Below are 19836 nucleotides of genomic sequence, written 5' to 3' on the forward strand. Positions count from 1 at the left end.
TAGTAAGGACCCTTGCAGGTGGCAGATTGATGTGCGTGCCCTTGCACGCCGCTAGTATTGTAGGGCTACGCCCGTATATGAAGAACCGCCGGCTTTGCCGGCGGGTCACTTTTTTGCTTCTATTTCGCGCGGCGAAAATCCGCCTTCGGGTCCGACGAGTAAGGTGATGGGCGCATCATTCTCATTTGCGCCCGAGCCGTCGCCACTCAAGTTCAGTTGGCGTTCTCCGTCGATGTCGCAGAGAATCAAGTCGCCCTGGTAGCTTGCGAGCCACTTGTCGAATTCGACGGGGCCTTCGATTGCGGTCATCCAAGCCTTTTTGGATTGCTTGAGGCTCACGAGACTCTTGAGTTCTGCGCGGCGTACGGTCTTTTTCAAGTCGGAATTCTTGGGCTCCTGCGAAAAGTCCGTGCGCAAGAAGATGATTTTGTCGATTTCGGTCTGCGCTGCATGAAAAACAACCTCTTCCAAGGCGTCGTCCTTGAGACATGCGATTCCAAGCGACACCTTGGGCCTCTCTCTCTCTCTGCCTCGATGACTGTATCGACTCGCACCTGGCATGCCTTGGCGTCGGCCACCTCGATGAGCGCATCCGCGTAATGCCCCACGCCATCGGACAGCTGCAAAACATCGCCTACGCACGCCCTGCACACGCGCACCGCGTGCGTACTTTCGTTCTCGTCCAAGGTGATGGTGCCGACCGAAATCAGCGGGCAATAGAATCTGCTGTCAGGTGTCTTCATACAATGCAAAGATAAAAAAGACTGATTAAAACATCAATTCCTAACCACTAATCACTGCCTACTGTCTACTTCCTACCGCCTACTATTACTATATTCATTCACATGCAAAAGCATTGCCCGGTTAAAGCAGTCGTATTTGACCTCGACGGAACCTTGTACCTGAGTGGCCGCCCCTATCCGAAGGCGGTCAAGACGGTTTGCCGTGTGGCCAAACAAGTGCCCGTCTACTATTTGAGCAACAATACCAGCAAGTCTCCGGTCTTCTACGAAAACCGCCTCAAGGTCATGGGCCTTCCGCTGGCCGACGATGCCATTATTTCGGCTTTGTACCTTTCGCTCGATGCTATTCACGAAGAAGGCATCAAGAACGTATTCTTCTTTGCAAACCCCGAAGTCACGGAATGGTTTGCCGCGCAAGACCCGACGCTCAACTTGCGCCCGGACGTTGCAGACACCGAACTGGTGCTGATCGCTTACCATAACAGCTTCGACTACCGCGAACTTTGCGAACTGTCGTTCCGCGTGCAGCGCAAGATTCCGTTCTGGGTCACGCATACTGACTTTGTCTGCCCCGATGCAAACGGCCCCGTGCCCGATATCGGAAGCTTCATGGCGCTCCTCAAAACCGCCTACGGCGTAGAACCGGAACGCAGCTTTGGCAAGCCGAATCCTGCCATGCTCTCGGGACTCCTCAAAAAGTACAAGCCCGAAGAGATTCTGTTCGTGGGCGACCGCCTTTATACCGACTTTGAACTGGCCAAGCGCAGCGGCTGTCGCTTCGTGCTCCCGCTCTGTGGCGAAACAAAACAACAGGATTTGGACAAATTAGTTGACAAACCTGAGTTTGTTGTCGATATGGTAAGTGATATTGACTTTGAATCCTTCTTCAAGGGTGAAATCTGATTTTAAGAATGGAGAAAATATGATCAAGCACTTTGCAAATTTTGGAATCCTGGGCGCCTTCGCTCTAGTGTCGTCTGCGGCTTTGGTGGCTTGCGGCGATGATTCCGGTTCTGGCGTTTTCAGCATGGAAAAGTCCTTCGAGATGGTTCTCGACAAGGCAAAGTACAGCTATAACAAGAAGGATTCCACCTTCAAGCGAATTGAACCGGTCTGTAAAGAAGGTACGCTCGGCAACTTGGTCGGTCCTGCCGATGCCGACATGTGGGATACCCTTACTTACAAAGCCTACGAAAACAAGGGCGTTGTGACTATCTTGAAGGGCAAGGAAGAAATCGCCAAGTATAACCTCAGCGATGGTACTTTCCCGAGGGCTTTCTGGGGTGACGAAGACAATTCCTCCAAAAAGATCCAGGGCGGTTTCCGCTTGACCAAGAAGAACGTGATCAATCGCGTAATTCGCTATGACGGCAGCTGCTTCATGAAGGACTACTATTCCGTATTCAACAAGGAAGTCGATGCCATCAAAAATATCGACGCCAAACTCAAGGAATTCTACGGTCGCTTCCAGGTTAAGGAAGGTCCGGTGGACGACAAGCAGATGCTGGCTGACATTCGCGCGGTCGACTGCGATGAACTTTCCCTTTACGATGGTCTCGTAAAGATTCGCGTCGAGGACTTCAAGGAATCCAAGGGCAGAATCATTGTCTCTTACGACAAGCGTTCCTGCAATGTGGACTTCCATCTGCGTTACGCCTTTGAACAGGAAGATTGCGAAGCCGCCTATGCCGATTACAAGGACAGCAAGGGCAAGGAAAAGTTTGACTTCAACGATTACTTCTTTGATGTCACCTACAGCGGCAACGACGATGAATACTGCCTCGATTACCTGATTCTCGACCTCAAGAAAGAAAAGGGAATTCCGACCACTAAGTCAATCCAGCCGAACGAATTCGCACGCGGCATCGTGAAACTGATGGTTAACGGCATGAAGTAAAAACAGAAAGACTCTAAAACAGAAAGGCTCCCTTGCGGGAGCCTTACTAATATACGGGTAAAATCTTATCGCAGGTCGGCGACGCAGCGAACGTAGAGACCCTTAGAGAGGCTTTCGTCGGTGCGGTTGATGCTGTGGGCCATGCTGCGGAATTCCCAGGAGCGGGCGGTGTTCTTTTTCACCTTGGAAGCGGACCAGTAGTGACCGGTGTTATCGCCTTCGCAGTAGCCGTCCCAATCCTTGCAGCCGCCCTTGCCCAGGTTGTTCCAGTCCAGCTTGGACTGATCTTTCTGGTAGTCGCGCCATTCGCCGTCGTTGGGGAGGTGCCAGCCGTTGGGGCATGCCTTGGAGGCTTCCTTGTGGCTGTAGAAACGTCCAAACTTCTTGCAGTTGCCTTCGTCTTCGAGCAGGCACTGCTTGGGGGTCGAAAGGCTATAGGAGAGGTTGTTCTTCATCCATGCCTTGTCGCCTCTAATTTCAATTTTGTAGGTCTTGCCGTCGCGGGTGTCGGTGAGCGTGCTGCCGTCCTTAGAAATGTTCTTGCTTTCGAGGGCCAGTGCAAAGAGTTCTTCTTCGCTCAAGTTCTGTTCGGGCTGTTCGAGCTTGGCGGTCTTGCCCTTGTGAACCAGGTTCGTCTTCTTGACAGACACCTTCGTCATCTTGTGCATGCCCATCTTCTTGGGACCGGCAGCAAAGCTTGCGCCGCAGCAAAGGGCGAAAACTGCAGTTGCAGCGACCAGACGATTGAACTTGATTCCAAACATTTCCATACTCCTGAGGCAATTTGTTGCGCCTACACTTTTGAATATATACAGGAGTTTTTGGAAAAGATTCTTACAAATTTATTTCAAAATCGGAGTGTGATGCCGGCAACATTCGGCCCTACCCAAAATGAGTACTTTTCGTCCCGATTTTTGTGCATCTCCAGGATTCCGATGCTGACACCAGTTCCAACAAGCGCTCCGACCAGCACGTCTGTAAAGTAATGTTTACCAGCGGCGATGCGGAGCACGCTTTCGAGGGTGGCAAGCGAGTAGGCGCTCGCTCTCATGATTCCTTTGTAGGGGGAGTTCGGGTAAGCGGTCCGGAACCATTGGTCGGTAAAGGTGGCGACTGTAAAGGCAGCGGTGGTATGCCCCGAAAAGAACGACCCGTAAGCCTCCGATTTGGCGTTTTCAGCTTTTTTTCGCCCTTCTCCCGATTCGGAGTACATGTAGGGACGGGGCCATATTTCGAGCGAGCGCATGGCGAGGTTGAGTCCGTTTCCGATGCCAATGGCCTGGAAAAACATCAAGGTGAAGGTGGCGAATTCACCCCCGGTGGAGCTTCCGTCGTGCCAGGCGATGCCGCCGACCACCAGCGGGGCGATGGCGAAAACGGACCCGATGTCGCTGGCCAAGTCGGCGCTCTCACTGTAGCGGCCGGCGAGGGGCTTGTCCCAGGGCAAAAGGTCGTCTTTGTCTTTCATGGTTTCGGGGGTGTTCATGCGGGAATAAAGGAACATGCCGATTCCGAACATGCCGCCCGCGGCCAAGGTAACCGGAAAATCGTTTTCAAAGTCTAGCTTATAAGAGGGGCGTTCCGTTTCGGTAGCCTGCGCAAAACCCATCAGGAACAGAATGCCTACAATCAATGACCTTTTGAAAATTCGCATACAGCCCCTAAGCTAAAAAAATTATATTGCTTTATAGTAAACGAATGGAGCTTTTGTGGCAGATTCTTTAAATACTCGCGAACCGATTGTACCCAGCATGGACCTTTTCGGAGCCATTTCCGACGAAATGCGCCTCAAAATCTTGTTGCTTCTGGACCAGGCGGAATTCACCGTCAACGAAATCAAGGATATCCTGGATATCCACCAGAGTAACGCGAGCCGCCACCTGGCAAAGCTTTCTGCTTGCAACTTGCTCAAGGACCGCCGCGACGGCATCAAGGCCTATTACCGCCTGAGCGAAGAACTGTACCTGAGCACCCGCATGCTTTCGATGATTCGCGACGCCTACGAAGAACTCCCGGATAAGGACATTCTCAAGTGCCGTGCCGCACAGGTGCTCGAAGACCGCACCGACAAGACCAAGGGCCAAATCCACAAGCTCGACCAGGCGGGTGGTAGCCTCAAGGCTCAAATCAGCCTGTTCGGCCGCCTCATGTACCCGTTCGAAAACGCGGTGGACGTGGGCTGCGGCGAAGGCGGCGACCTCACGCTCATGCTCTGCAACAGCTGCAAGCGCGTAACGGCCCTGGACTACGACCCGAAAATCATCAGCGGGCTCCAGAAGATTTTAAAGCAGAAGAACATCCAGAACGTGACGCCCAAGGTGGCTGACATGGTCAGCACGGGCCTGCCCGACAACTTTGCCGACCTCGTGCTCATGAGCCAGGTGCTTCACCACGCCAAGGATCCGCGCCTTGCCCTCAAGGAGGCGGTTCGTATCCTCAAGCGCGGCGGAACGCTTGCCCTGCTTGACTTGGCTCAGCACAAGGAAGAATCCTTCCGCACCACGCACGGCCACATTTGGCTTGGCTTTGACCGCAGCCAGCTCGAATTCTTTGTCAAGGAATTCAACTGCGATGTCGTCTCCAGCGAAATCATCCCGAGCGAAAACGAAGTCGACAAGAAACTGCCCGTCATCTGCATGATTCTGAAAAAGAAATAAACTCTTCCAACGGCTCCCTCCAGCACCAACTGTTTGTTTTTTTTTACAAACGGGTTGGAGATAGTGCAATATTAATATATATTAGGAATAGTCTTTTGAAGGAGCTGTCTATGACCGATTTGCCCCGTTTTTATGATCAAAGTCGTTTTACTGCTTTGAAAACGATTCTCCTTTGCCTATTGGCAGGACTATGCGGTACAGCATTCGCTGCCGACTGGGACGGTTCCACCTCGCGTCCCACGGTGGACAGCATCGGCGGGAAGGCCTACTACGTGATCACGACCGCGGAGGAACTGGCGTGGTTCGCGTACCAGACGAACAACGGCAGCAAGAGCATCAACGCGGTCCTGGGCGACGACATCCACTTCATGGCGGACGAGTCAAAGACGAGTCTCTTCCAGTGGACTCCGATAGGGTTCGACGACGACGCTCCCTTCAACGGCACTCTGGACGGCGCAGGCCACACGATCTACGGCCTGTACTCCCCGGGCGGGCTGGTGAACTACACGGGCACGGGGTTCGTGATGAAGAACCTCTCGCTGAAGCGGAGCGACGTGCACTCGTGGGTCCGCGAGAACCGCGGCGTGATCGACAGCTGCACGGAATCTAACGACGGCATGCACCAGAAGGGCGGCCTCTCGTACAGCAACTACGGCACGATCAAGAACAGCGTGTCCAAGAACTACGGGATAGCGTACTCGAACAGCGGTACGATAGACAGCTGCACGAGCACGGGGTACGCCCTGTCCACCAGCGGCATCGGCGGAATCGTCTACTCGAACAGCGGGACGATCAAGAACAGCGTGGCGGAACCGTCCATGACGCTTGCCTACGAATCTACCGGCGGCACGATCAACTTCGGCGGCATCGCCGCGACGTGTAGCGGCACCATACAGAACAGCCGGTTCCGCGGCAAGGCTGTACTGACGACGTCGAACACCGGCACGACCGCGCTCTACGCGGGCGGCATCGCTGGCTACCTTTCCAGCGGCAAGATAGTGAAGTGCCAGGCGTCCCTAGACACCCTCGTCGTCAAGGGCCGCAACTTCGGCACGGTGGAGATCGGCGGCCTTGCGGGCGAGGCGAGCTCGTCCGCGATAAACGCCTCCTATGCGGAGCTGAACGTCGACACACTCTCCCTGTCCGACACTAGCACCTACAGCGTCAAGGTGGGCGGCGTCACGGGCTACGGGTACTACGGCAGCGGCCTCCAGAACAACCACGCCCTCCTGAAGCTGGGCAAGGGCTTCGACGTGAGTCCCACGAGGTACCCCTACGTGGGCGGCATCGCCGGCTACCTGAACGGCTCCTCGGTGACGCTGCTGGTGGCGGCTCACTCCTACGGCGTGATCAGCAGCTCCGTCGACCGTACCAACTACCGGATCTCGGGCGTCAGCCCCTACGTGACGTACAGCCGTGTCGACAACAGCTACTACGACGCGAACGTCGCGACCCCGGACACGATGCACGCCATCGGCATGCTGACGAGCACGGGCTCCGTGGCCAACGTGAACGGCAGGACGACCGCGGAGATGCAGACCGAGTCGTTCGTTGAGAAACTGAACACGAACTCTGGCCTGTCGAGCACGAGCAGCGGCTGGTGGCGCTACTGCGAGGGCCATTACCCGATCCTCACGAGCGAGGGTACCTGCGACGAGTTCTACTCGAGGTACGGCAAGCTGACGTTCAAGCCTTCCGGCGCGGATCCCGTCATCTCGAAGGACTGGGACGGTTCCACCTCGCGTCCCACGGTGGACAGCATCGGCGGGAAGGCCTACTACGTGATCACGACCGCGGAGGAACTGGCGTGGTTCGCGTACCAGACGAACAACGGCAGCAAGAGCATCAACGCGGTCCTGGGCGACGACATCCACTTCATGGCGGACGAGTCGAAGACGAGTCTCTTCCAGTGGACTCCGATAGGGTTCGACGACGACGCTCCCTTCAACGGCACTCTGGACGGCGCAGGCCACACGATCTACGGCCTGTACTCCCCGGGCGGGCTGGTGAACTACACGGGCACGGGGTTCGTGATGAAGAACCTCTCGCTGAAGCGGAGCGACGTGCACTCGTGGGTCCGCGAGAACCGCGGCGTGATCGACAGCTGCACGGAATCTAACGACGGCATGCACCAGAAGGGCGGCCTCTCGTACAGCAACTACGGCACGATCAAGAACAGCGTGTCCAAGAACTACGGGATAGCGTACTCGAACAGCGGTACGATAGACAGCTGCACGAGCACGGGGTACGCCCTGTCCACCAGCGGCATCGGCGGAATCGTCTACTCGAACAGCGGGACGATCAAGAACAGCGTGGCGGAACCGTCCATGACGCTTGCCTACGAATCTACCGGCGGCACGATCAACTTCGGCGGCATCGCCGCGACGTGTAGCGGCACCATACAGAACAGCCGGTTCCGCGGCAAGGCTGTACTGACGACGTCGAACACCGGCACGACCGCGCTCTACGCGGGCGGCATCGCTGGCTACCTTTCCAGCGGCAAGATAGTGAAGTGCCAGGCGTCCCTAGACACCCTCGTCGTCAAGGGCCGCAACTTCGGCACGGTGGAGATCGGCGGCCTTGCGGGCGAGGCGAGCTCGTCCGCGATAAACGCCTCCTATGCGGAGCTGAACGTCGACACACTCTCCCTGTCCGACACTAGCACCTACAGCGTCAAGGTGGGCGGCGTCACGGGCTACGGGTACTACGGCAGCGGCCTCCAGAACAACCACGCCCTCCTGAAGCTGGGCAAGGGCTTCGACGTGAGTCCCACGAGGTACCCCTACGTGGGCGGCATCGCCGGCTACCTGAACGGCTCCTCGGTGACGCAGCTGGTGGCGGCTCACTCCTACGGCGTGATCAGCAGCTCCGTCGACCGTACCAACTACCGGATCTCGGGCGTCAGCCCCTACGTGACGTACAGCCGTGTCGACAACAGCTACTACGACGCGAACGTCGCGACCCCGGACACGATGCACGCCATCGGCATGCTGACGAGCACGGGCTCCGTGGCCAACGTGAACGGCAGGACGACCGCGGAGATGCAGACCGAGTCGTTCGTTGAGAAACTGAACACGAACTCTGGCCTGTCGAGCACGAGCAGCGGCTGGTGGCGCTACTGCGAGGGCCATTACCCGATCCTCACGAGCGAGGGTACCTGCGACGAGTTCTACTCGAGGTACGGAACCATCGGACAAAGCCATACGTTGCTGGAGTCTTCTTCCAGTACAGTGTCCAGTAGTTCCTCGACATCGAGCAGTTCTGTTGCGTCAAGTAGTTCTGCAACATCCAGTAGCTCTGTGGTATCTAGCAGTTCCATTGTCGAATTTAGTTCTTCGTCTGTCAAATCTTCGAGTTCCTCGCAGATTGATTCTTCTAGCAGTTCGACAAAGAATTCTTCTTCGAGCGAAGCGAAATCCTCCTCTTCTGTAAAGTCTTCGTCCTCTGTGAAGAGTTCTTCAAGTAGTGCAGAGTCCTCTTCTTCAAAGACAAAGAGCAGTTCTTCGATGGGATCGGACCTTGTCATGAATCAGCCGGAATACTCGTTTAACCTCGTGGTAGACGGTATGACGATCATGTTGATGAATTCACAGGGTGGGGTAGTCAGCGTCTATGATGTACTTGGTCACCGGGTGGTCACAAAACCGCTTTTGGAGACTTCTACAAGCATTACCCTGCAGACGCCCGGCAATTACATTGTTCGTGTGAATGGAATAAGCCAGAGAGTGACTCTTAAATAACTCCTGTAGCCCCTAAAGGTTGCTTTTGGGGCTATGTTTTTGCAAAAATTGCGCAATTTGTATTGCGCATTTTGCAAAATTTTGTGTATATTGAGATAAAGCGTTTTTGATAGGAGTAAACTATGGGTAAAATCATCAAGTATGTCGCCATTGCCGCCGCATGTATCATCTCGGCTTTCGGCGTGTATTGCCTTATTAAGTATTCTTCTGCCGACGACAAGCTCGAAAACAAGTCGGAAGACTAATCTTACGTTTCTTTTTGTAAATGAATCGGCTATGCAATATAGCCGGTTTTGTTGTTTGTACTGACAACTGTCTACTTCCTGCCGTCTACTTTAACTAAATTAACCACATGAATTTCTTAAACAAGAAGCCTGCTTTCTTTGTGGCGCTTTCCGCCATTTTCCTCGGAATCTTGCTGATCGTGTTCCGCGATTTCGCCTTCGACCCGAATCAGCTCATGCTCAATAGTGACCAGCTGAACGGTATCGGTAGCCGCATTCTGCGTGCCGAAAGTGCCGTGCTCACGGAATGGGACGATTCCCGCTTGGGCGGCGTGCCCACGATCGACGCCTTGTTTGCCGACGCCTACCATCCGCTGGTATGGGTGCAGTTCCTGATGGACCCCGCCCGCGCCGTGGGCTTCAAGTTTATCCTCACGCTGTGGGTGGCCTTTATGAGTGCCATGCTCCTTGCCTGGAACCTGACGGGGAACCGTTGGTGGGCGGGTCTGCTAGGCATGCTTTACGCCTTCTCGCCGGAATACTTCACCTACATTTACGGTGGCCACGACGGCAAGATGATGGTCTTTGCGATTACTCCGCTGGCGCTGCTTGCTATCCGCAAGATTGTGCGTACGGGTAGCATTCCTTACATGATTGTGCTTGCGCTCTCGGTCGCGTGGATGATTTTGGGTTCGCACCTGCAGCTCACTTACCTGTTCCTGTGGGGTGCCGGCCTTTATACGCTTTACGAAGTCGCTTTCCATTGCGATGCCATGAAGACTCGCGGCAAGCGCCTTGGCCTTGCGGCGGTGGGCCTCGGTTTTGGCCTTGCGCTTTCTTGCTTCCAGATTGTGCCGCCTTACATGTACACCACCACGCAGTCGGTGCGCGGCGACGATAGCCACACCAATTACGGCCACGCCGTCAGCTGGTCCTTGCACCAAGAAGAAATGGCGCAGATTCTGCTGCCGGGCTTTGTGGGTGTCGACGTTTACGAACAGAACGAAAAGACGGGTGACCTCGAAGGATCCTCTTTCGTGAGTTTCACGATGGATGAATACCGCAAGTTGCAGGGCGGCTCTCCGTTCTATTGGGGGCACAATGCGTTCAAGCTCGACCATAACAATGCGGGTGCCTTGTTGACCTTCCTCGGATTCCTTTGCCTGTTCCTGCCGGGCAAGCGTCGCTATGCGGCGTTCTGGGGCCTGGGTGCAGTCGTTGCCTTGAGCTACGGCATGGGTGATCATTCTCCGCTGTTCAAGTTGTGGTACAATGTGCTCCCCGGCGTCAAGAACTTCCGTGCTCCGGGTATGGCCCTGTTCTGGTTGCCGCTTTTGCTGGTGATGATGGCGGGCCCGGTACTCAAGGCTATTTCTGCCGAAGGCAAGACTCCTGAAGAAGCTGCCGAAGCCGAAGATAACCGTCGCGCTCTGTTGCATGGCTCTGCTATGTACGGCGTGCTCTTGGTGCTTGCCCTGATTGCTCGTTTTGCTTGGACGACTTTTATTGGCCCTGTCGGCTTGGTGGTGATGGTTCTTTATGCCGCCCTTTGCCTTGGCGTGATGAGCCTTGATGACCAGAAGAAAAAGCTCACGGTTGCAAACTTGACGGAAGCTTTCCAGAAGGGCCTTCCGGGAACTCCGCGTGCACTGCAGGCTTGCATCTTTATCGGCTTTGCCTATCTTGGCGTGATGCTCATGAGCGGCCAGAAACTTTTGGAAGATTCCGTGACCGCTCCTTACTTTAAGCCGCTGAACGAAATCGTGATGAGTGCGACTGCTGGCAAGACCATCCCGAGTTTTGTACTGGTGTTGGTGATTATTGCGGTGACGCTCTTTGTGTTCAAGTGGAAGGCTCCGATTGCCCAGAAGGCGGGCGTGCTTGCGCTTGCTGCTGGCGTTGAACTCTTCTTTATCGACGGCGCTTTCATCCAGAATGTTGCCGCAAATGAATACTTGCAGCCGACGAACCCGGTGGTGGCCGCCTTCAAGACTCCGTACAAGGCAGACTCCCTGAATACGCCGCGTGTGCTTTCGCTTTCTCGCAACAAGGCTTTGAGTGGAAATGCTTTCCCGCAGTATAACTTACGCAATGCCGATGGCGTTCACGATAACGAACTCGCGAGCTACCGCGCATTCCGTGGTGGTCAGCAGGATGCGAACTACTTGATGAATATCAATGACCCGACGGCGGTGCACCCGTTCCTTGACTTGATGAATGTGGGTGCCATCATCTTCGATAGCCGTCAGGGTACGACTTATATGCCGATTCCGACGGCGATGGGCGAGGCTTACCTCTACGGTGAAGCTGTCGTGATGGATGATTCCGCCGCTATCAAGACGCTCCAGACGCAGGCCGCCATTCGTGAGCAGAAGGCTGCTGAACCGGTGGCAGAACCCGTTGCTGATTCTGCTGCCGCTCCGGCCGATAGCGCTGCCGCACCCGTTACTCCTGAATTTGGAGATGTCCCGGGCAAGTTCTTCTACCGCGAAAAAGTTATTTTGTCTGAAACGCCGGAATTCGACGGCAAGGGCAGCGTGGCTGCCAAGGGCCCGATTCAGGGTTCTGCAAAGCTTGTCGCAAGCCCCAAGATGGATACCCAGGTGTTCAACGTGAATGCTGACCGCGAAGGCTTCATGGTCGTCGCCGGCAACTATCACCCGTACTGGAAGGCTTACGTGAACGGCAAGGAAGCTAAAGTCTACAAGGCCTTCGGAACTCTCCGCGCCGTGCAGATTCCAGCCGGTAATTCCGAAGTCCGCATGGAATACCGCAGCGCCCCGTTCCACAAGACGATTCTTGTGAGCGTGATTGCCGCCGTGTTGCTGATTGCCCTCGGCGCAGTCACCGCCGTGCGCAGCCGCAAGAAGTAAAGCGATCTCTTAAACGACTCGGAAAAAATCTCTAGAAGCTCGGCCTAACCACCGGGCTTTTTCGTGTGTGGAAAAATTTACGTACCGAAAGTGGCATCAGTTGTCCGAAAAAAGCGTGTATAGTAATAGGGACTTTGAAAAAATCTCTGTATTGACAATTGAAAACTTAAAACCTATTTTAATATGAGGATAAACCTATGGCTGTAGAAATAAGATCAATACCGACTCTTTATGGGGAAGACGCGGAGCGTTTTCTCAGAGCTGCCGATATTGCCGAAAAGAATGAGCATAAACAGGATATTAGCGAAACTGTCCTGCTCGTGAAGAAATTTCTACGTGAACAAGGTTTCTAGGAATGAATGTTGCAGAGTTTTTATCTAGTTGTTCATTCTCAAGACTTACTCCGGAACTTCTAAAAAATTGTAAACCATTCAAATGCGGAAACAAGGACTTGGATGATTTTTTCGCCAAGGATTCTTTCTTGTATGGTGAAAAACTTTTGGGCAAGACTTATGTTTTTCGTTTGAAAGAGTTTCCCGACAAAATTGTTGCGGCCTTTACGCTGTCGAATGATTCTGTACGAATAAAACAGCTTTTTCCTGAGGACATGGCTAAAATTGAGTATGTCACGGAAAATGGAGAGAAAAATTTGCGGCGTTATCCGGGTGTACTGGTTGGTCGGTTGGGAATAAACTCGGAATTTGCAAAACAGGGCTTTGGCTCAGCTGTGATGACTTTTATCAAGACTTGGTTCCGCAGTGATGAAAATAAGACTGGATGCCGATTTATAATTGTAGATGCGGTCAATAGCTCCGATGTTTTACGATACTATCAAAGAAATGGTTTCAAGTTTTTGTATGGCTCAGATGAAAATGAAGCTAAGGCTCTAGGTATAAATGTTAAAATGCTTGGAAAAAATCCTTTGCGTACACGTCTGATGTATTATGATTTGATAGATCTTGATGACAAGATAGGGGAAACCCCGCGAATTAACTGACAATCCTTTAAAAACCGGTCCGTAGGGCCGGTTTTTTATATTCTTGTAAGATATTTTTTATATTTGCGGCGTATTTTTATAAAAAACTAAAATCCTATGAAAAACAAAACATTTTTATCCATATTCCTTTTCTTCCTGTTCTCGGTTGCTTCGGCTTGGGCGGCAACTGTTGACTTAACAACGGTGACAGGCAACAAAACGCTTCGGAATGGCGACTTGGTTAAGGGCGTTCTCGGTGCGAACGTAAAGATTTCCATTGCCGATGGCGCAACGGTAACGCTCAACGGAGTGACTATCAACGGAGTTGACAACATTGACTACAATTGGCCGGGCATCACTTGTGAGGGAAACTGCAACATTATCCTCGCAGAGAATTCGAGAAATATAGTGACGGGTTTCTATAGTAGTTATCCTGGCATCGAAGTGCCGTACAATAAAACACTAACCATTTCGGGATCAGGTTACCTCGAAGCAAACAGCAATGGTTATGCCGCCGGCATCGGTGGCGCGAGCCATGGCAATGTAGGAAATATCGTGATTAATGGGGGCACTATAATAGCTACGGGTGGTCATAGTGCTGCCGGTATCGGTTGTGGCGTTAGTTATGGAGCCGTTGGGAATCATGGAAGCATCACAATTAATGGAGGTGATGTTACCGCTATAGGTGGTAATGGTGCCGCAGGCATTGGTAGCGGTTATCATGGAGAGATTTATGACATCACGATTAGTGGAGGGATTGTTAAAGCTACGGGTGGCGAGAATGCTGCCGGCATCGGTACCGGTGAAAAAGGCGAGGTTATTGACATCATGATTAGTGGAGGGATTGTTAAAGCTACGGGTGGCAATGGAGCTGTCGGCATCGGTTACGGCAAAAATGGATCTGTCGTCTGGGCCATCGATATTAGCGGCAATACCAAGGTCACTGCAATAAAGGGGAAAAATTCTTCCTATAGCATAGGTAAAAGAGATGGCGGTTCTATAGACGGGGTCACTATCGGCGGTATCGAAACTCAAGGTATTGCAACAAGCCCGTTTGTCTGGATTTCCCTTACCCACCCGGACATTACCGTTGCCGACATCGCCGACCAAACTTACACTGGGTCTGCGATTTGCCCTGCGGTCAGCATAACCGATGAAATGACTCCGCTGGAAGCCGGTGTAGATTACTCGGTCGAATGCACGGACAACATCTCGGCAGGAACTGCCAAGATGACTATTACTGGAATGGGCAATTATGCAGGCGCAATATCAAAAACGTTCAAAATCAACCCGAAAGAAATTGCCATCGCCTGGGGCGCACAGACTTCGTTTGTCTACGACGGCACGAATCACGTTCCGACTGCAACGGCGGACGGCATTGTAAGCGGCGACGAATGCACGATTACGGTTTTGGGCGCGGCAAAAGATGCTGGCAAGCATACGGCTACCGCCGCATCCTTGAACAATGACAATTACCTGCTGCCTACAGAAAACCTCGAAAAGCCCTTTGAAATCACGCAGCGAGAAATCACCATTGCCTGGGGCGAACAGACTTCGTTTGTTTACGACGGCGCTGATCACGTTCCGACTGCAACTGTAGATGGGACTGTAAATAGCGATGACTGTACGATAACTGTTTCAGGAGCAGCAAAAGATGCCGGAAAACATACGGCTACAGCCATGGTTGTGTGCAATGACAATTACCAGCTGCCTACAGAAAACCTTGAAAAGCCTTTCGAAATTACGCCGAAAGAAATAACCATCACCTGGGGAGAGCTTACGTTGTTTTATAATGGTACGGAACAGGCTCCGACTGCAACTGTAGATGGGACTATAAATAGCGATGATTGTACGATAACGATTTCGGGTGTTGCAAAAAATGTCGGAAAACATACGGCAACGGCAACGGTTGTGTGCAATGACAATTACCAGCTGCCTACAGAAAACCTCGAGGTGCAATTTGAAATTACGTACACGAATCTTGCAATGCTGAAAGGAAACTATACTGTACAAAATGGCGAAATAATGACGGGCGAACTCGCCGGCAATTACAAGATTTCGATTGCTGATGGTGCTACGGTAACTCTTGATGGTGTGGCTATCAATGGTGGTAACAATGGGAAATATCAATGGGCGGGCATCACTTGTGAAGGCGATTGCAACATTGTCCTTGCTGATAGTTCCGTGAATAATGTGACGGGCTTCCATGATAGTTATCCTGGAATCTATGTGCCAGAGCATAAAACACTTACCATTTCAGGAAAAGGATCCCTTGATGCGCAAAGTTGTGGCTATGGAGATGGTACCGGTATTGGTGGTGGCGGTAGTATATCTGCAGGAAACATCGTGATTCGTGGAGGAACTATTACTGCTACGAGTCGAGGTTATGGAGCAGGTATCGGAAGTGGATACAACGCATCTGTTGGAAACATCGAAATTAGTGGAGGAACTATTATTGCAACACAAGATGGTGCAAATGGCGCAGGTGTCGGCAGTGGCTATTACGGATCTGTAGGTAACATTAAGATTAGCGGCGGAACTATTACTGCTACGGGTAGTAGGGATGCCGCAGCCATCGGTGGTGGCTACAAAGGAACTGTTGGAAACATCACAATTAGTGGCATCGAAACAACTGTCACTGCAATAAAGAGCAAATATGCGACTTATAGTATAGGTAAAGGTAATGCCGGTTCTAGAACAGGCACAATCAATATCGGCGGTTTCGAAACTTCAGATATTGAAGCCAGTCCGTTTGAATATCCGTACGTCACGAATCTTGCCTCGTTGAATGGTGACTATATCGTACATAATGGTGAAACGTTGACTGGCGAGCTCGCTGGCAATTACAAGATATTGATTGCTGATGGCGCAACGGTAACGCTCAACGGAGTGACCATCAATGGCGTTAACAGTCACAGCTATAAGTGGGCGGGCATTACTTGCGAAGGAAACTGCAACATTATTCTCGCAGAGAATTCCACAAATAGTGTGAAGGGCTTCTATGACGAATATCCCGGCATCTATGTGCCGGAGAATTATACACTTACTATTTCGGGAACGGGTTCCCTTGATGCAAGCAGCAACGGCTGGGGTGCTGGTATCGGCTGCGGCAGGAGTGAAAGTGCTGGAAATATTGTGATTAACGGAGGAACTATTACTGCCACGGGTGGTAATAGTGCGGCTGGTATCGGCGGTGACAACGATAAAACTGTTGGAAATATCATTATTAGTGGAGGATCTGTAACTGCTACAGGTGGCTCTGGTGCCGCAGGTATTGGCGGCGGTTACAAAGGAATTGCTGGAGACATCGTGATTAGTGGAGGAACTATTGTTGCTACGGGTACTACTCCAAATGGGGCGGGTGTTGGCGGCGGCGGCTATGGAACTATTGGAGACATCGTGATTAGTGGAGGGACCATTGTTGCTACGGGTGCTGCTAATGGGGCGGGTGTCGGCTGTGGCCTCCTAGGAAAGGTTGGGAACATCACGATTAGTGGAGGAATTATTTCTGCTACGGGTGGTGAAGATGCTGCTGGCATCGGCGGCGGCGACAGAGGAACTGTTGGGAGCGTTGTGATTGGCGGCGACAAAACCAAGATTTCTGCAACAAAGGGGAAAGATGCTTTCCAAAGCATAGGCCAAAATGACGGCTATAGAACAGGTACAATCACTATTGGCGGTGTCGAATTTTCAGATATTGTAACAAGCCCTTTTGAATACCCGTACGTTATGCTGGTTTACAAAAAAGACTATGAATTGTACGCCGTCTTCAACGGTGAATACAACGGTGACGCTTCTGTGAAAATTTCCGAGGCTATTGGTGTGAGTTCCATTACGCTGAATCGTACGTTCTCGGCTAATACCCCGTCGACGGTCGTGTTGCCGTTCGAATTGCCCCGGTACGCAACGTTTAACGCTGAATTCTATGGCTTGAACGATGTCGCCCAGGTGGGTAACGCCTGGAAGGCTACGATGAAATACATCGGAGATGGTGTTCTCCCGAAGGCAAATACTCCTTATGTGGTGTTGCTGCCCAATGATGGACAACTGGAATTCAATTTGGATGGATTTACTGCCGAGATGCATACGAACGACATTGATACCACCTGGAATAAGGACAGTACATGGTACTTCACGGGCGTTTATCAGTACAAAACTTGGGGTGGCGAAGACGATGACGAACTCGGGCTTGCTTACGCTTTCTCTGGCCGTAACGAAGACAAAGTTGCCAAGGGCAAGTTTGGAAAAATTGTGGCTGGTGGCTACGCCTATCCGCTTCGCGCCTATCTGAGAAAGAAAAATGCCGATGTTGTACTCAAGCAATCGCAAGGGCGTCCGCTTGCTCCGGGCGAACAGCGTGCAGCAAGTGCCGCCAGCTTGTACAGCGTAGAATTCCTTCCTGAAACGATTGAGGTCGAGCTTGTCAAAGACGATGAAAACGGCAATGAACATACGACATTTGTCGGTCGCATGAACACCCGTACGGGCGAAATCCAGATAATTCGCGACGGTCGAACTTTCGACCTCAAGGGCCGCCACGTGGGCAAGCCGAAAGCTAAAGGAATTTATTTGAAAAAGTAGGAGCTTAAAATGACTAACCGTTTTGAACAGAAAAAAGAATATACTGCTCCGACGATGGAGATTATCGAAGTCAAACATCAGAACGCCCTGCTGGATTGCAGCCAAGGTTGTGATCCTGATGATACGGTAACGGTCGATCTCATCAAGTAGGGAAAGACTCTATGAAAAAGGTCTATGAAAAGCCTTGCGTCAAGGTCTTTCAACTTAAGCAGCAATCCGCCCTGCTGCAGTGCAGTAGTAGCGACGGGGATAAAACGGCTTGTGGTGTTATTGAAGTCGGCTTGTCTGTTTTAGACAAGCCGGGTCGCTAGCCGATGCGTTCGCCTTTGTTGTTGGTTCCGGGCGGCGTCTTGATAAAGTAGATGACGCACGGGACGATGATGCAGGCAAAGTAGCAGACGCTCATGAAGTGGTTGAAGGCGTCGTTCATGTAGAGGCTTTCGGGAACGAGGAATTCGTTGATGGCCATCAGGACGGCGGCCACGATGACTCCGACTAAGATGCGTGCGATCAGTTTGCTCATGCCCTGAATGTAGTATTTCTTTGGCGCAAAGGGAATGCTTTTGGTGTAAAATTTGCTAAATTGAAAGTATGAATATCCGAATTTCTGCGATTGCATTGGCATGTTTGGTGGGTCTATCGTTCAGTGCTGACCCGCGAATGGAACAGGGCGCCCGTTTTGAGGCTAAAGGCGACTTTGAAATGGCTCTCGGCGAATACCGCGCCGTTCTGGCCGAAAATCCGCGTGATGCCGCCGCCTACTTTGCCGCCGCGCAAGTTCGCATGAAGATGAAGGATTACAGCGGGGCGCTTGCCAACTACCGCCTTGCTTATAAGTTTGAACCGACGATGAGCGCCGCTTACGAAGGTGCCGCCAAGGTTTATGAAGTTCTCGGTCAAAAGGCGAAGGCCGAAGCCGAACGCGCCAAGGATCCGAAGAACAACCCGGTGGTAGAAGCCCCGATCGAAGCCGCCACTGTTGCAGAACCTGCTCCGGAACCGGTCAAGGCTGAACCTGCCAAGGTCGCCGAACCCAAGCCGGAACCGAAACCTGTAGAAGTGGCAAAGCCTGCTCCTGCCAAGGTTGCCGAAGCTCCGAAGCCTGTCGAAAAGCCGGCAGAAGTGGCGAAGGCAGAACCTGCAAAGGTTGATGCCGCCTCGAACGATCCGTTTGAAAAGGGCAAGGCTCTCTATGCTGAAGGCAAGTATAAAGAAGCTGCCCCCATGTGGCGCGAAGTCTTGCGCAAGCAGCCCGGACACGCCGGTGCGTATTTCTACGCGGGCCTGACCCGTTACCAGCTCGGCGAAATGGACAAGGCCGAATTCAACTTGAAGAAGGGTCTTGAATACAAGGAAGAAGGCAACGATGCCAACTACTTCCTCGCCCTGATTGCAAAGAGCAACAAGAAGCAGGATCAGGAACTCAAGTTCTTGGCCGCCTACATGAAGAAGGCTGCCCCGAGCGCCAAATACCGTGCCGCAGCCGAAGCCCGCATTGCCGAAATCAAGGCTGAAAAGGATTCGAAGAATCAGCCTGCCGCTGTTCCGGCAACCGAAGCCGTGGCAAAGGCTGAACCGAAGCCGGTTGAAACCGCTCCGGCAAAGGCGGTGGAAGAAACCCCGGTTGAAGAACCTGTCGTGGCTGACATTGCCGATGCTCCGTCGGGCAAGCCGTCTATCGCCAATGCGAACTTGCTCTTTGGCGCCGGTAGCTACGAGTCTGCTCTTCAGATGTACAAGGCTTTGCTTGAAACGGAACAGGAACCTGAAGAACGCTACTTCACCATGCTTCAGGTGGGCAACATTTATCGTGAACTCCGCGACTTCCACAGCGCCGTGGTTCGTTATCGCGAAGTGGTGCAACAGTTCCCGGATTCCGACTGGGCAACCGAAGCCGAACGTGCTCTCGAAGATGCCGTCTGGCTCGAAAAGCATGCCTCGGAACTCCCTCGCAGAACTAGATAGTTTGATTGTCTTCCCGGGCGTTAGACCCGGGATCTCCTTTTACGGATTCACAAAAATGAACGCTTGCAATCCTTATTGCAAGCGTTTTTTGTAAGAACGAAAACCACCAGCTAGGCTGGTGGTTCTAAAGAAGCCTTCTGGCGGTGCTGAAAAAAAGAAATCCTTTGATTATAATTGAAA

17 protein-coding genes and 1 pseudogene are annotated in these 19836 nt (G+C 52.4%); 12 read left to right on the forward strand and 6 right to left on the reverse strand.

What is annotated here, in order from left to right:
- Window positions 1-105: 105 nt before the first annotated feature.
- The gene (locus BUA40_RS14815) at window positions 106-507 is read right to left on the reverse strand and encodes an RsmE family RNA methyltransferase (RefSeq protein ID WP_255369323.1); all 402 of its coding nucleotides are present in this window, start codon (window positions 505-507) and stop codon (window positions 106-108) included.
- A gap of 98 nt (window positions 508-605) precedes the next feature.
- Window positions 606-743, reverse strand: a pseudogene (locus BUA40_RS14920) (RNA methyltransferase PUA domain-containing protein); the annotation flags it as partial.
- A 102-nt stretch (window positions 744-845) separates the two neighbouring features.
- On the opposite strand from BUA40_RS14920, the gene BUA40_RS13780 reads away from it, so the two are divergent.
- Together BUA40_RS13780 and BUA40_RS13785 are read left to right on the forward strand one after the other, a co-directional pair.
- Window positions 846-1646: an HAD-IIA family hydrolase gene (locus BUA40_RS13780; RefSeq protein ID WP_072801429.1), complete on the forward strand. Its 801-nt coding sequence runs from the start codon at window positions 846-848 to the stop codon at window positions 1644-1646.
- Window positions 1647-1665: 19 nt separating this feature from the next.
- Complete coding sequence (locus BUA40_RS13785) at window positions 1666-2640, forward strand: hypothetical protein (protein ID WP_072801430.1); 975 nt, start codon at window positions 1666-1668, stop codon at window positions 2638-2640.
- Window positions 2641-2705: 65 nt separating this feature from the next.
- On the opposite strand, the gene BUA40_RS13790 is transcribed toward BUA40_RS13785, so the two are convergent.
- Both BUA40_RS13790 and BUA40_RS13795 read right to left on the reverse strand, forming a co-directional pair.
- Window positions 2706-3410: an FISUMP domain-containing protein gene (locus BUA40_RS13790; RefSeq protein WP_072801431.1), complete on the reverse strand. Its 705-nt coding sequence runs from the start codon at window positions 3408-3410 to the stop codon at window positions 2706-2708.
- A 77-nt stretch (window positions 3411-3487) separates the two neighbouring features.
- Entirely contained in the window at window positions 3488-4294 is an 807-nt protein-coding gene (locus BUA40_RS13795; RefSeq protein ID WP_083585435.1) for a phosphatase PAP2 family protein, read from the reverse strand.
- A 55-nt stretch (window positions 4295-4349) separates the two neighbouring features.
- Between BUA40_RS13795 and BUA40_RS13800 the strand changes: the two genes are divergently transcribed.
- Window positions 4350-5297: an ArsR/SmtB family transcription factor gene (locus tag BUA40_RS13800; protein WP_255369324.1), complete on the forward strand. Its 948-nt coding sequence runs from the start codon at window positions 4350-4352 to the stop codon at window positions 5295-5297.
- A gap of 1016 nt (window positions 5298-6313) precedes the next feature.
- On the opposite strand, the gene BUA40_RS14430 is transcribed toward BUA40_RS13800, so the two are convergent.
- Window positions 6314-6520, reverse strand: coding sequence for a hypothetical protein (locus tag BUA40_RS14430; RefSeq protein WP_143149818.1), 207 nt, complete (start codon window positions 6518-6520; stop codon window positions 6314-6316).
- Window positions 6521-7174: 654 nt separating this feature from the next.
- On the opposite strand from BUA40_RS14430, the gene BUA40_RS14435 reads away from it, so the two are divergent.
- From BUA40_RS14435 to BUA40_RS14640, 8 genes are all read left to right on the forward strand, one after another.
- Window positions 7175-9037: a T9SS type A sorting domain-containing protein gene (locus BUA40_RS14435; RefSeq protein ID WP_143149819.1), complete on the forward strand. Its 1863-nt coding sequence runs from the start codon at window positions 7175-7177 to the stop codon at window positions 9035-9037.
- A gap of 122 nt (window positions 9038-9159) precedes the next feature.
- Window positions 9160-9282: a hypothetical protein gene (locus BUA40_RS14820; protein WP_255369325.1), complete on the forward strand. Its 123-nt coding sequence runs from the start codon at window positions 9160-9162 to the stop codon at window positions 9280-9282.
- A 107-nt stretch (window positions 9283-9389) separates the two neighbouring features.
- The gene (locus BUA40_RS13810; RefSeq protein ID WP_255369326.1) at window positions 9390-12134 is read left to right on the forward strand and encodes a YfhO family protein; all 2745 of its coding nucleotides are present in this window, start codon (window positions 9390-9392) and stop codon (window positions 12132-12134) included.
- A 197-nt stretch (window positions 12135-12331) separates the two neighbouring features.
- Window positions 12332-12487 (forward strand): hypothetical protein, encoded by a 156-nt coding sequence (locus tag BUA40_RS14630; RefSeq protein ID WP_178299671.1) that lies wholly within the window; start codon window positions 12332-12334, stop codon window positions 12485-12487.
- 2 nt (window positions 12488-12489) lie between these two features.
- Entirely contained in the window at window positions 12490-13131 is a 642-nt protein-coding gene (locus BUA40_RS13815) for a GNAT family protein (protein WP_072801434.1), read from the forward strand.
- Between the two features lie 96 nt (window positions 13132-13227).
- Window positions 13228-17691 carry a beta strand repeat-containing protein gene (locus BUA40_RS13820; protein ID WP_072801435.1) on the forward strand — a complete coding sequence of 1488 codons (4464 nt, stop codon included), beginning with the start codon at window positions 13228-13230 and terminating at the stop codon, window positions 17689-17691.
- Between the two features lie 9 nt (window positions 17692-17700).
- Window positions 17701-17841 carry a hypothetical protein gene (locus BUA40_RS14635; RefSeq protein ID WP_178299673.1) on the forward strand — a complete coding sequence of 47 codons (141 nt, stop codon included), beginning with the start codon at window positions 17701-17703 and terminating at the stop codon, window positions 17839-17841.
- Between the two features lie 11 nt (window positions 17842-17852).
- Window positions 17853-18002: a hypothetical protein gene (locus BUA40_RS14640; RefSeq protein ID WP_178299675.1), complete on the forward strand. Its 150-nt coding sequence runs from the start codon at window positions 17853-17855 to the stop codon at window positions 18000-18002.
- Here BUA40_RS14640 and BUA40_RS13825 read toward each other — a convergent pair.
- Window positions 17999-18214, reverse strand: a complete 216-nt coding sequence (locus BUA40_RS13825) for a hypothetical protein (protein WP_143149820.1) — start codon at window positions 18212-18214, stop codon at window positions 17999-18001. The genes BUA40_RS14640 and BUA40_RS13825 overlap by 4 nt on opposite strands.
- A 68-nt stretch (window positions 18215-18282) precedes the next feature.
- Between BUA40_RS13825 and BUA40_RS14865 the strand changes: the two genes are divergently transcribed.
- Window positions 18283-19656 (forward strand): tetratricopeptide repeat protein, encoded by a 1374-nt coding sequence (locus BUA40_RS14865; protein WP_072801437.1) that lies wholly within the window; start codon window positions 18283-18285, stop codon window positions 19654-19656.
- Window positions 19657-19836 lie beyond the last annotated feature (180 nt).

It is taken from the genome of Fibrobacter sp. UWT2 (assembly GCF_900142545.1).
Lineage (GTDB): Bacteria > Fibrobacterota > Fibrobacteria > Fibrobacterales > Fibrobacteraceae > Fibrobacter.

What these genes read in the sequence shown, in the direction of transcription:
- BUA40_RS13820 (WP_072801435.1), top strand. Translation starts at nt 13,228, where the DNA reads ATGAAAAACAAAACATTTTTATCCATATTCCTTTTCTTCCTGTTCTCG.
- BUA40_RS14865 (WP_072801437.1), top strand. Translation starts at nt 18,283, where the DNA reads ATGAATATCCGAATTTCTGCGATTGCATTGGCATGTTTGGTGGGTCTA.
- BUA40_RS13785 (WP_072801430.1), top strand. Translation starts at nt 1,666, where the DNA reads ATGATCAAGCACTTTGCAAATTTTGGAATCCTGGGCGCCTTCGCTCTA.
- BUA40_RS13810 (WP_255369326.1), top strand. Translation starts at nt 9,390, where the DNA reads ATGAATTTCTTAAACAAGAAGCCTGCTTTCTTTGTGGCGCTTTCCGCC.
- BUA40_RS13795 (WP_083585435.1), bottom strand. Translation starts at nt 4,294, where the DNA reads ATGCGAATTTTCAAAAGGTCATTGATTGTAGGCATTCTGTTCCTGATG.
- BUA40_RS14640 (WP_178299675.1), top strand. Translation starts at nt 17,853, where the DNA reads ATGAAAAAGGTCTATGAAAAGCCTTGCGTCAAGGTCTTTCAACTTAAG.
- BUA40_RS13790 (WP_072801431.1), bottom strand. Translation starts at nt 3,410, where the DNA reads ATGGAAATGTTTGGAATCAAGTTCAATCGTCTGGTCGCTGCAACTGCA.
- BUA40_RS14820 (WP_255369325.1), top strand. Translation starts at nt 9,160, where the DNA reads ATGGGTAAAATCATCAAGTATGTCGCCATTGCCGCCGCATGTATCATC.
- BUA40_RS14630 (WP_178299671.1), top strand. Translation starts at nt 12,332, where the DNA reads ATGGCTGTAGAAATAAGATCAATACCGACTCTTTATGGGGAAGACGCG.
- BUA40_RS13825 (WP_143149820.1), bottom strand. Translation starts at nt 18,214, where the DNA reads ATGAGCAAACTGATCGCACGCATCTTAGTCGGAGTCATCGTGGCCGCC.
- BUA40_RS14635 (WP_178299673.1), top strand. Translation starts at nt 17,701, where the DNA reads ATGACTAACCGTTTTGAACAGAAAAAAGAATATACTGCTCCGACGATG.
- BUA40_RS14435 (WP_143149819.1), top strand. Translation starts at nt 7,175, where the DNA reads ATGGCGGACGAGTCGAAGACGAGTCTCTTCCAGTGGACTCCGATAGGG.
- BUA40_RS13780 (WP_072801429.1), top strand. Translation starts at nt 846, where the DNA reads ATGCAAAAGCATTGCCCGGTTAAAGCAGTCGTATTTGACCTCGACGGA.
- BUA40_RS13815 (WP_072801434.1), top strand. Translation starts at nt 12,490, where the DNA reads ATGAATGTTGCAGAGTTTTTATCTAGTTGTTCATTCTCAAGACTTACT.